This window comes from Pseudomonas sp. PDM22, assembly GCF_014851965.1.
GTDB lineage: Bacteria > Pseudomonadota > Gammaproteobacteria > Pseudomonadales > Pseudomonadaceae > Pseudomonas.
On record NZ_JACVAR010000002.1, the window covers coordinates 255,361 to 266,123 of the forward strand.

At 65.2% G+C, this 10,763-nt stretch carries 14 protein-coding genes; 6 read left to right on the forward strand and 8 right to left on the reverse strand.

Annotated elements, in window-relative coordinates:
- Positions 1-60: 60 nt before the first annotated feature.
- Both IB255_RS06865 and IB255_RS06870 read right to left on the reverse strand, forming a co-directional pair.
- Entirely contained in the window at positions 61-276 is a 216-nt protein-coding gene (locus IB255_RS06865; RefSeq protein ID WP_081517536.1) for a hypothetical protein, read from the reverse strand.
- A 240-nt stretch (positions 277-516) separates the two neighbouring features.
- Positions 517-1,593 (reverse strand): sigma-54 interaction domain-containing protein, encoded by a 1,077-nt coding sequence (locus tag IB255_RS06870; RefSeq protein WP_081517537.1) that lies wholly within the window; start codon positions 1,591-1,593, stop codon positions 517-519.
- Between the two features lie 224 nt (positions 1,594-1,817).
- Between IB255_RS06870 and IB255_RS06875 the strand changes: the two genes are divergently transcribed.
- Complete coding sequence (locus tag IB255_RS06875; RefSeq protein ID WP_045209676.1) at positions 1,818-2,126, forward strand: PsiF family protein; 309 nt, start codon at positions 1,818-1,820, stop codon at positions 2,124-2,126.
- 181 nt (positions 2,127-2,307) lie between these two features.
- Here the strand turns inward: IB255_RS06875 and IB255_RS30920 are convergent, their stop codons facing one another.
- From IB255_RS30920 to dmeF, 3 genes are all read right to left on the reverse strand, one after another.
- Entirely contained in the window at positions 2,308-2,442 is a 135-nt protein-coding gene (locus IB255_RS30920; RefSeq protein WP_017519380.1) for a hypothetical protein, read from the reverse strand.
- A gap of 79 nt (positions 2,443-2,521) precedes the next feature.
- On the reverse strand, positions 2,522-3,451 hold the full coding sequence (locus tag IB255_RS06880; RefSeq protein WP_081517538.1) for a pseudouridine synthase: 930 nt from the start codon (positions 3,449-3,451) through the stop codon (positions 2,522-2,524).
- A gap of 98 nt (positions 3,452-3,549) precedes the next feature.
- Positions 3,550-4,506: a CDF family Co(II)/Ni(II) efflux transporter DmeF gene (gene dmeF, locus IB255_RS06885; RefSeq protein WP_192209915.1), complete on the reverse strand. Its 957-nt coding sequence runs from the start codon at positions 4,504-4,506 to the stop codon at positions 3,550-3,552.
- A 60-nt stretch (positions 4,507-4,566) separates the two neighbouring features.
- Between dmeF and IB255_RS06890 the strand changes: the two genes are divergently transcribed.
- Positions 4,567-4,842 (forward strand): metal/formaldehyde-sensitive transcriptional repressor, encoded by a 276-nt coding sequence (locus tag IB255_RS06890; protein WP_024764116.1) that lies wholly within the window; start codon positions 4,567-4,569, stop codon positions 4,840-4,842.
- 45 nt (positions 4,843-4,887) lie between these two features.
- On the opposite strand, the gene IB255_RS06895 is transcribed toward IB255_RS06890, so the two are convergent.
- A complete protein-coding gene (locus IB255_RS06895; RefSeq protein ID WP_081517540.1) occupies positions 4,888-5,118 on the reverse strand; it encodes a DUF2789 domain-containing protein in 231 nt (76 codons plus the stop codon).
- A gap of 169 nt (positions 5,119-5,287) precedes the next feature.
- On the opposite strand from IB255_RS06895, the gene IB255_RS06900 reads away from it, so the two are divergent.
- Both IB255_RS06900 and IB255_RS06905 read left to right on the forward strand, forming a co-directional pair.
- On the forward strand, positions 5,288-6,490 hold the full coding sequence (locus tag IB255_RS06900; protein ID WP_081517541.1) for an MFS transporter: 1,203 nt from the start codon (positions 5,288-5,290) through the stop codon (positions 6,488-6,490).
- Between the two features lie 61 nt (positions 6,491-6,551).
- Entirely contained in the window at positions 6,552-7,067 is a 516-nt protein-coding gene (locus IB255_RS06905; RefSeq protein WP_225594723.1) for a DUF6882 domain-containing protein, read from the forward strand.
- A gap of 1 nt (position 7,068) precedes the next feature.
- Here the strand turns inward: IB255_RS06905 and IB255_RS06910 are convergent, their stop codons facing one another.
- Positions 7,069-7,686 carry a glutathione S-transferase family protein gene (locus tag IB255_RS06910; RefSeq protein WP_081517542.1) on the reverse strand — a complete coding sequence of 206 codons (618 nt, stop codon included), beginning with the start codon at positions 7,684-7,686 and terminating at the stop codon, positions 7,069-7,071.
- A 127-nt stretch (positions 7,687-7,813) separates the two neighbouring features.
- Between IB255_RS06910 and IB255_RS06915 the strand changes: the two genes are divergently transcribed.
- The gene (locus IB255_RS06915) at positions 7,814-8,704 is read left to right on the forward strand and encodes a LysR substrate-binding domain-containing protein (RefSeq protein ID WP_192209916.1); all 891 of its coding nucleotides are present in this window, start codon (positions 7,814-7,816) and stop codon (positions 8,702-8,704) included.
- 109 nt (positions 8,705-8,813) lie between these two features.
- On the opposite strand, the gene ppk2 is transcribed toward IB255_RS06915, so the two are convergent.
- Positions 8,814-9,632 (reverse strand): polyphosphate kinase 2, encoded by an 819-nt coding sequence (ppk2, locus tag IB255_RS06920; protein ID WP_081518169.1) that lies wholly within the window; start codon positions 9,630-9,632, stop codon positions 8,814-8,816.
- A gap of 243 nt (positions 9,633-9,875) precedes the next feature.
- Here ppk2 and IB255_RS06925 point away from each other — a divergent pair, with 243 nt between their 5' ends.
- A complete protein-coding gene (locus IB255_RS06925) occupies positions 9,876-10,706 on the forward strand; it encodes a VirK/YbjX family protein (RefSeq protein WP_192209917.1) in 831 nt (276 codons plus the stop codon).
- The last annotated feature ends 57 nt before the right edge of the window (positions 10,707-10,763 follow it).

Consider the following 10,763-nt stretch of genomic DNA (forward strand, 5'->3'; position numbering starts at 1 on the left):
ATCAAGACTTTCCCACAACAGATTCGGGTGGGTCTTTCAGTCTGGGGCCGTACCTGCGCTTTAAACGGAAGCGCCTTCCTGATCCTTTTTCTGTCGTTCTTCTTCGATTCTTTCCAGTTCCCGGTCGAAGGCCTTGTCCTGCACGCTGGGTCGCTTGCGCCAGGGTTTCTTGCCGGGTTCGGGCTGGGCGGCATAAAGGGTCACTTCGCCGCCCTGTTCATCCTTGAAACGTTGCTCCTGGCGCTCCAGTTCCGCGCGCAGTTCGTCTTTGGTCACGATGGTTCCTGATGACTTGAAGCTGATGACTTGAAGAGGGTGACTGGCAGCTGACGGCGATGGGCCTTTCGCTGGCTGTCGACGTCCCGCCCGGGCGATGCCCTGAAAGTGTAGACGCTCAGCCTGTACTGGCGTGCCGGCTGCAAAACCGGCGCGGATTATAACCTTTCGCGGGGGGAGGCCGGACGGGGATCGCCGACGGACGGTTTCAGCCCGCTGCTGGCGCGGGCTGAACTCACCTCAGCCGGTGCGGCTGAGGTTCAGTTCACCGATCTTTTCCAGGCGGGCGCGGACGATGTTGCGGCTGATGCCCAGCAAGCGGCCGGTCTGCAGCTGGTTGCCATGGCAGAAGTGGTAGGCGGTGCGGAACAGCACTTCCTCGACGTGCTCGTAGAGGTCGGGCTTGTTGCTTTCGAACAGCTCCAGCAGCGCCTGCTCCAGGGTGGCCTCGACGCGGGGCGCCAGGGCGTGGGGGAAGGTTTCGTGGCGCAGCGAGTCGTGGCGTGGCGCGGACGGCAGCTCGGCGAGTTGCAGGTCGCCTGGCTGCACCTGCTGGTTGCGGCACACCAGCAGGGCGTGGTGGATGGCGTTCTCCAGCTCGCGGATATTGCCCGGCCAGGTGTGACCCAGCAGCTTGCGTTCGGCCTCGGGGCTCAGGGATGCGCGGTTGTAGCCCAGGCGCTGGCAGTGCTCTTCGAGGAAGAACTCGGCCAGCGGCAGGATGTCGCCGGGACGCTCGCGCAGCGGGGGCAGGCGGATGGTGGCGACGTGCAGGCGGTAGAACAGGTCCTCGCGGAAATGCCCGGCCACCACGGCGTCGGCCAGGTTGACGTTGGTGGCGGCGACCACCCGCACGTTGATCGGCACCGGTGTGCGCGAGCCCAGGCGTACCACCTCGCGCTCCTGCAGCACGCGCAACAGTTTCACCTGCATGTTCAGCGGCAGGTCACCGATCTCGTCGAGGAACAGGGTGCCGCCGTTGGCCGACTCGAACCAACCGGCCTTGCTGGTCGTGGCGCCGGTGTAGGCGCCTTTCTCGTGGCCGAACAGCTCGCTCTCCACCAGTGTCTCGGAGAACGCACCGCAGTTCACCGCCACGAAGGGCGCGCCGCTGCGGCGGCTGAGCTTGTGGATATGTCGCGCGACCAGCTCCTTGCCGGTACCGGTCTCGCCGATGATCAATGCGTTGGCCTCGCTCGGGGCCAGGCGCTCGATGCGGTTGAGCAGCTCCTGCGAGCGCGGGTCCTTGAACACCAGCACCGTGGCGCGGACCGACTTGGTTTGCTCGCGGGCATTGGGAAGGGTCAACAGCGACATGGCAGGTTCCTGGTGTACCGAATGGGTGGCAGCGCCATACTGCTGTATTTTTGATATTTCAAAAAATTATCAATTCGAATTTATATATAACTGATTTTCTTTTTCGCCTCGCGCAAGCCATCACGGGCCGCGCGGGATGAAGTGCAGCATCGCGGCGCAGCCCTCGCGAATGCTGGGCTGCGAGCTACGCTCAGAGTGGCAATTCCATCCTGGGAGACCACTCCATGACCACCGTTCGGATTCCGCTGCTCGTCCTGGCTCTGCTTTTTTCGGCGCAAGGCTTTGCCGCCACCGCCGCGCAGACCGCGCAGCAGGAGAAGATGAAAACCTGTAACGCCGATGCCACCACCAAGGCGCTCAAAGGTGATGAGCGCAAGGCGTTCATGAGCACCTGCCTGAAGGCTGGTGGGGGCGAAACCAAGGCGACGACGGCGCAGCAGGAAAAGATGAAGACCTGCAACGCCGATGCGACGAAAAAGGCGCTCAAGGGTGATGAACGCAAGGCGTTCATGAGCACCTGTCTGAAGAAGTGAGGATGGAGCGCGGCAGGGCCGCGCGGGACACGAAAAAGGGCAGCCGTGGCTGCCCTTTTCATTGGGTCTTTTTCACCGGTCCGCCATTACAGGCCCGAGAAGACCAGCCAGGCCGCGGCCAGGGCGTAGAGGACGATCACCGCATCCATGCGCAGCGCAGGCGGGAGTCGCCGCACGAGGTTCATTTCTTGGCCACCGCGGACCAGAAGCCCTGGGCATTGCGGAAGGGCTGCCGTGCCATCTGTTCGGGACGGGTGATGCCATCGGCGCGCAGGGCGTTGACGAGGGCGGAAAAGGACTTGGCGCTGTAGCTCATGATCGGGCTCCCGATGCTTTCTCTCCTTGGGGTGGAGCTATGAAAACACCCGGGCCACTATCGACGGAAATGGATCGTCTTAAGGGTGACCATCGATGAAATTGATGGAAGGCCAGGTCAGTTCCAGCTGGCTCCTGAAATGCCGCGCCTCGCCGGTGAGCGGGTCGATGAACTCCAGTTGCCGGGCTAGCAGCTTCAGCGGCTTGTCGAAGTCTTCCGGCGGCCGCTCGCCGCGTGGTGGCAGCGTCGGGTAGAGCGGGTCGAAGCACAGCGCCGCGCCCAGGCCCGACATGTGCACGCGCAACTGGTGACGTTTGCCGGACACCGGATGCAGTCCATAGCGCCACAGCTCGCCGCGCTGCTCCAGCACCTCGATGCGCGTTTCGCTGTTGGGCTCACCGTCCACTTCCTGCATGCGGATGAAGGGATCGCCCTCGACCATCCGCGAGCGATGCACCAGCGGGAACGCCCGTTGCGGCAGCGCCGGGGCGATGGCTTCGTACAGCTTGTCGATTCGCCGCTCGCGGAACAGCGCCTGGTAGGCATCGCGGTTGGTCGGGTTGGCGGAGAACAGCACCAGCCCGGCGGTGAGCCGGTCGATGCGGTGCAGCGGCACCAGCTGCGGGTTGTCCAGGCGCCTGGTGAGGCGGGCGAGAAGGGTTTCCTCGACGTACTGCCCGGCGGGCGTCACCGGCAGGAAGTGCGGCTTGTCCGCCACCACCAGGTGTTCGTCGGCATACAGGATGCTCTCCTGGAAGGGGATCGGCGTTTCCTGCGGCACCTCGCGGAAGTAATGGATGCGCAGTGCTTCGCGGTAGGGGTGCTCGGGGCCGATGGGCTGGCCGTCGTTGTCCAGCACCTTGCCGCGCGCCATGCGGTCCAGCCAGGTGTCGCGGCTGATCGCCGGGAAGCGAGCGCACAGGCAGTCGAGCACCGTCGTCCAGGGGCCGGCGGGCAGGTGCAGGATGCTGGCGCGTTGCTGGGCGGTGGAGAAGCGGGAGCTGGACATGCAGGCAGGCGACCGGGTTCGACAGGCTGCGCATTAGGCCGCAGCGGCGTGGCGGCCGTCAAAGCCGCCACGACTTCCGGTCTTTTAATGGGCCGTCCTCAGGCGGGAATCGGGTTGATCTCCACGGTGATGTGCGCCAGTTCTTCGTGGACCTGCAGGCGCTGGCGCACCAGCTCGGGCGTCAGGCCGCCGCTGCTCGCGAGGCTGAGGATGCAGGCGTAGCGCGACTTTCCCACGCGCCACAGGTGCAGGTCGGTGATGCGCGCCGGATTGGGCAGCTCGGCGACCACCTCGCGGATTTCCTCCACCACCGGGTCGTTCATCTCCGCATCCAGCAGCACCCGGCCGCTCTGCTTGAGCAGGCCGACCGACCAGACGGCCACCAGCACGGCGCCGACCATGCCAATCAGCGGGTCGAGCCAGGCGGCGCCCCAGATCAGGCCGCCGATCAGGGCGATGATCGCCGCCACCGAGGTGGCGGCGTCGGCCAGCACGTGGAGATAGGCCGCGCGCAGGTTCAGGTCGTGACCATGGGCGTGATGTTCATGGCCGTGGTGATGGTCATGACCATGATGGTGATCGTGGCCATGGTGATGGTGCTCGCCGCGCAGCAGCCAGGCGCAGGCCAGGTTCACCAGCAGGCCGATGACCGCGATGGCGATGGCCTGCTGGTAATGGATCGGTGAAGGGGAGAGCAGCCGTGCGACGGACTCGAACATCATCAGCGCCGCCACGCCCAGCAACAGGATGGCGCTGGTGTAGCTGGCGAGAATCTCGATCTTGAAGGTACCGAAGGCGAAGCGCGCGTCGCCCTTGAAGCGCCGCGCCGCCACGTAGGCGAAGAACGCCAGCCCTAGCGCCAGGGCGTGGGAACTCATGTGCCAGCCGTCGGCGAGCAGCGCCATGGAGTTGAAGATCCAGCCACCGGCGATCTCCACCACCATCATCACGACGGTCAGCAGCGCGGCGCGCAGGGTGTTGCGTTCGGCCAGGGGATTGCCTTCGTGGAACTGGTGGTCGTGGCGACCGTCTTGCGGGTGGGCGGCGTGCTGCATGATGATGGTCCACAGAATCAGTCTGGATACTATACCCCAGTATACCTTTGGAGTTTTGACGTGGGACATACCATCAAGGACCAGAAGAAGCTGCTGACCCGGGTGCGGCGCATCAAGGGCCAGAGCGAAGCACTGGAACGGGCGCTGGAGGCGGGTAGCGAATGTGCAGCGATCCTGCAGCAGATCGCCGCGATCCGCGGCGCGGTGAACGGCCTGATGGCCGAAGTGCTCGAAGGCCACCTGCGCGACCACCTGGGCGCCGAGGACCGTACTGCGGCACAGCGCCACGAGGACCTCGAACAGGTCATGGGCGTGCTGCGTTCCTATTTGAAATAGGGCCGCCGCCCGCGCCTTTGAAGCAGAGCAGCCGAAGCTGCTCGATCAGTTGGACAGGCGCACCGCCAGCTCGTCGGCTTCCTCGGTCCAGTCCGAATCCTGCTGCAGCGCCTCGCGCAGGAACTGCGACTGGGCGGCGTTCCAGAACGGCGCGTCCGGCAGTTTCTGGCCCTCGGCGAGGCGGTGGCTGCCGAGGAAGGTATCGATGTCCTTGCGCCCGTCGGGCAGCCCCAGTTGCTTGAACAGGGCGCTCAGGCTGTGCTGGCTGGTATCCATGACTATCTCCTGGGTTGAAGTGGAGCGCGCCGCCACGGCGCGCAGCAATGCAACAACTATAGGAGCATCGGCCGGCGAGCAAGGTTCGGATTGGCAATCGCGGCGGAAATAGATAGCCTGCTTTCAATCGTCCCCGCACACGCTCCGCCACCCACCGTCAGGCCCGTCCATGAGCTCGTCCGAGCAGCGAAACGCCGCCGTTACCCTGCGCATCCTCGCGACCGTCTTCTTCACCTTCGTCCTGTTCCTGAGCATCGGCCTGCTGCTGCCGGTGCTGCCCGGCTTCGTCCACGAAGGCCTGGGCTACTCGACAGTGATCGCCGGCGTGGTGATCGGCCTGCAGTACATTGCCACCCTGCTGTCCCGCCCACTGGCGGGCTACGTGGCCGATACCTACGGGGCCAAGCGCGCCGTGCTCTACGGCCTGGGCGTTCTGGGCGCCGGCGGTGTGCTGGTGCTGGCGTCCACCAGCTTCGCGTCCGTGACCTGGCTGAGCCTGACCTTGCTGCTCGGCAGCCGCCTGCTGTTCGGCCTGGCGCAGGGACTGCTGGGGATTGGTACGGCGAGCTGGGGCATTGCGCTGGTGGGCACGCATAACACCGCCAAGGTGATTTCCTGGAACGGCATCGTCAGCTACGGCGGCATTGCCATCGGGGCGCCGCTGGGAGTCACCATGTCGGCCTCGCTGGGCCTGTGGAGCCTGGGGGTGAGTATCCTGGTACTCACCGCGCTGGGCTGGCTGGCAGCTCGAAGTCGGGAGGAGGTGCCGACCATTCCGGGCGTGCGCATGGCCTTCCATGCCGTGCTCGGCCGCGTGCTGCCCTACGGGATGTGCGTGATGCTCGGCTCCATCGGCTTCGGCACCCTGGCGACCTTCATCACCCTCTATTACGGCAGTCAGGGCTGGGCGAACCCGGCCTGGTGCCTGACGGCCTTCGGCGTCTGCTTCGTCGGCGCGCGGCTGATCTTCTCGGGCATGGTCAATCGCTTCGGCGGTTTCGCCGTCGCGGTGGTCTGTCTCGGCGTGGAAGTGTTCGGCCTGCTGCTGCTCTGGCAGGCGCCGGGGCCGGGTTTTGCGCTGCTGGGCGCGGCGCTCACCGGTTGCGGCCTGTCGCTGGTCTATCCATCGCTGGGCGTCGAGGCGGTGTTGCGCATCCCGGCCAGCAGCCGCAGTGCGGGACTGGGCGCCTACGCGCTGTTCTTCGACCTGGCGATGGGCATCGCCGGCCCGCTGATGGGGCTGGTTGCCGCCCGACATGGCTATGCGTCGATCTTCCTGGTTGCCGCCGGGCTGGCGCTCTGCGGTTTCGTCATTTGCTTCGGCCTGCTGCGCTTCACCCGGCAGCAGCACGAGGAGCTGCCGCGCGACTGACAGCCATGCGGGCAGCCGCAATCACCCATGATTTTCCATGCAGAGAGTTGAAGGACCGACCATGAATTTTTTCAAACGCCTTCTGGGCAAGGAAACCCCGCCGAGCCCTCCGGCTTCGCCATTCCAGGCATTCCTCGACCAATGCGTCGCCGAGTTGACCGCCAAGGCCGAGGTGCACGATGGCACCTGGCACCTTGGCGAGTGCTCGTGGAGTGTCGATCAGGACAGCGGAATCATCGAGTTCGCCCATCCCGAGGGCATGGTTGCGAGCTGCCCGGTGCAGATCATCGGCACCTACAACTCGGCCGATGGCACCTGGCTGTGGGGCTGGGAGCATCCCTCCGTCGTGGCGCCCCTGCAGGAGCATGCCTTCGCCGTGCGCCAGTACGGCGAGGAGAACGGTATCGAGTTGCTCACCACGCAGAAGCTGGAGTGCAGTCAGGAGCAGGCCTGGGAATTCACCGCCTTGGCCTGCAAGCTGGGCGAGGCCCAGGGAGCCTATCGCGGCCCCGCTGGCAGCGCTTTCGTCTTCATGACCTTCGGCACCGTCACCCTGAGCAAGCCGCAGGCTCATTGACTCACATCGGCGGGAAGGCCTTGAAGACGTCCAGCGCTTCGGCCTGTTCCGCCCAGTCGCGTACTGCCGGGTAGCTTTCGGCCGGAATGTCCTCGGAGTGCAGCAGCTGCACGAAGGTCCAGGCCACGGCGATGCTCAGCCCGGCCTGATCCAGCGGCGCGCCGGCGTCCAGCGACATCTCGCGCAGCTCGCTTTCCAGTTGCGCCAGGGCCGCGTGCAACTGCTGGTCGACCCGCTCCTGCCAGGTGGCGAGCTGTTTGTCCTGCGGCCGCTGCTGCTCGTAGTAGCGCTGCACGGCCTTTTCCATGACCGCCAGGGCCAGGCCCAGCAAGCGCGTGGCGCGTACCCGCGCGGCCGGTTCGGCGGGCATCAGGCTGCGCCCGGCCAGGTGTTCGAAGCAGTCGATGATCAGAGTGGAGTCCATCAGCACCTGGCCGTCGCCCAGGACCAGGCTCGGCGCCTTCACCACCGGGTTGATGCCGCGGAATTCCTCGTAGGTGCGGAACACCGACAGCGACTGGTGGCTGAACTCGATGCCGAGCAGGCGCAGGGTGATGGCGACGCGGCGCACGTAGGGCGAGTCGAGCATGCCGATCAGGTGCGGAAGCTTCTGTTGCATGGGTACATCCTGTTAGTGGAAATTGCATCGTGGCTGGCGCGGTTTTCGCGCGTTGGTCATGAATCTAGCGGCTTTGGTCGCTGGGAAATAGCGACGATTAGTGACCGATTCGGTTAGGAAAACTTACATGAGCGCACTGCCACCGCTCTCCGCCCTGCGCAGTTTCGAGGCCGTTGCCCGGCTCGGCAGCGTGACCCTCGCCGCCAGCGAACTGCATGTCACCCACTCGGCTATCAGCCAGCAGGTGCGCCAGCTGGAAAGCCTGCTGGGCATCACCCTGCTGCAGCGCGAGGGGCGAGGACTGCGCCTGAGCGAGGAAGGCCGCCTCTATGCCCTGCAGATTCGCGGCGCATTGCGCGACATCGCCGAGGCGACCCGCCTGGCCAAGGCGCGTCCGGGCGAGGATGAGCTGGTGGTGGCACTCACGCCGTCTTTTGGCCAGAAGTGGCTGCTTCCACGTCTGCCGGGCTTGCGCGCAAGTTATCCACAGTACCGCCTGCGCCTGCTGGCCAGCCTGGAAGTGATGGACCTGCGCCAGGGCCTGGCCGACGTGGCGATCCGCATCGGCCAGGGCCACTGGGAAGGGTTGGCGCAGGAATACCTGTTCGAGGATGAAGTGGTGGTCGTTGCCGCGCCCGACTTCAACGGTGGGCGTCTGCCCCTGACGCCTGCAGAAATCCTTCGCTGCCCGCGTGTCACCGGCTTCGAGTCCTGGCTGGGCTGGTGCCAGGCGGCTGGCGTAGCGGTGCCACAGGAGGCGGCGGAGTTCGTGGTGAACGACTCCAACCTGAGCATCGAGGCGGTGCGCATGGGGCAGGGAATCGGTCTCGAACGGCGCAGCCTGGTGGCCGGAGCGCTGGAAAGCGGCGAGCTGGTGGCGCTCAGCGATCTGCGCGTGCCGTACGGCTTCCCCTACTGGCTGGTGTGGCCCGAGCGCGAGGCAACCCAGGCCAAGGTGGCAGCGTTTGCCGGATGGTTGTCTGGCGAGGTCGCCAAGTATCTGCGCTCCATTGCCTGAGGCCAGTTGGGGGGGGCGTACTTCGTCCGCGATTGGCTCGAAGCGCAGTGAGCGGTGGGCGCTTGGTGCAGATCGATCCGGGGCCGGCGAGCACCAGCCCCGGTTGGCCTCAGAAGACCTCGTCGATGTAGTGGAACGGATAGTCGGGGCTCTTGTACTTGCCGATCCTGCCGCGCTTGGGCAGCTTCACTTCCTCGCGCGGGATTTCCTTGTACGGCACGTGCTTGAGGATGTGCTTGATGACGTTCAGGCGCACGCGCTTCTTGTCTTCGGACGGCGCCACGATCCAGGGCGCCCAGGGCGAGTCGGTAGCGGCGAACATCAGGTCGCGGGCGCGGGTGTATTCGTCCCACTTGGTAAAGGACTTCACGTCCATCGGCGACAGCTTCCAGATCTTGCGGCCGTCGGTGATGCGGTCTCTCAGGCGGCGCTCCTGCTCCTCGGGGCTGACCTCCAGCCAGAACTTCAGCACGATGATCCCCGACTCGGTGAGCATGCGCTCGAACATCGGGGTCACGGCGAGGAACTTGTCGGCCTGCTCCTCGGTGCAGAAGCCCATCACCCGCTCGACGCCGGCGCGGTTGTACCAGCTGCGGTCGAAGATCACCACCTCGCCGGCTGAAGGCAGGTGCTTGATGTAGCGCTGGGCGTAGAGCTGGGACTTCTCGCGCTCGGTGGGCGTGGGCAGCGCCACCACCCGGAACACTCGCGGGCTGACGCGCTCGGTGAGCGCCTTGATGGTGCCGCCCTTGCCGGCACCGTCGCGACCTTCGAAGACGATGCAGACCTTCAGGCCCTTGTGCACCACCCACTCCTGCAGCTTGACCAGTTCCACGGACAGTTTGCGCAGGTGTTCCTCGTACTCGCTGTTCTTCATCTTGCCTTGCGGTTCTACAGCCTGGCTCTTGGCTTTGCTCTTCTTGCCCATCTTGGTCTCCATGTAGGGGCGTCGGGGGTACCACTCCAGAGCATAGCGGTGGTTTGCCATCGAGCATCTGCGAAAGCGAGCCGATATCCGTCGGACTTTGCTGCATACCAATCGGAAGTATCACTCTGCAGGGCGGCTTGTAAGCCGATCCCCCGGTGTGATGCTCACGACCAAACTGGCGCGCCTTTCATTCTGCGCGCGCAGGGGTGCGCCGCTTTCTCCCGCTCCGGAGCCCTCTCACTCATGCGCTGGAAAACCATTCGCAAGACCGGCCAACTGGCGCTGGCCGCGGCCCTGTTTCCCCGTCTCCACTGGCGCTGGTCGCGCTGCATCGCGCACATGCCTGTGCTGTCGGAGTCCTACAGGGGCGGCTTGCCTCCCGCCCGGAAGCACCGGCGAAAGTATCTGTGTCGCCACTGGAGCGTGCGGCGCCGGCTTGCTGCGCTGCTGGAGCACTATTCGCAGCTTCAGTGCCTGCCCGGCGGCTGGAGAGACAAGTTGCTGGCGCTGGGGACGGTACACCTCAGCCGGGTTCCGCTGAAAAGCGGGGACGCGCTGGAAGTGCTGCTGGAACCCTCGGATTTCTATCGCGAGGGGGAACTGGGCCTGTACCTGCGCAATGCCGACGGCGAGCGCCTGTACTCCCTGAGTTTCAGCCTCGGGAAGAATGGCCAGTTGCTGATCGGTGGGCTGCAGGGCCCTCGCACGACAATGGATGAAGGCACCGTCAAATGGTTGGGCAAGGAAATGTTCGGTCTGCGCCCCAAGAGCCTGCTGCTCACCGCTCTTTATACGCTGGGCGAGCAGATGGGTGGCCGCCGGTTGCTGGGCATCAGCGACGCCGCACACACCTGTTCGCACAAGCTCAAGTCCAGTTACGACGCCTTCTGGCTGGAGCTCCAGGGCAACCGCCACGACCGTCACTGGTACCGCCTGCCCGAACGCGAACCGGTGCGTGACATCGCCGAGGTGAAGAGCCAGCGGCGCAGCGAGTTTCGTCGCCGCGAAGCCTTGCGTGAAGAGATCGCCTGCTCCATCCGCAAAGTCTGGGAGCAGGGTGCCGTCGCCGCCTGAGCCGCCCTGTAAAAAACTGCCCCGCCCGCCCGCTTTTTTGGTGAAATGCCCGACATC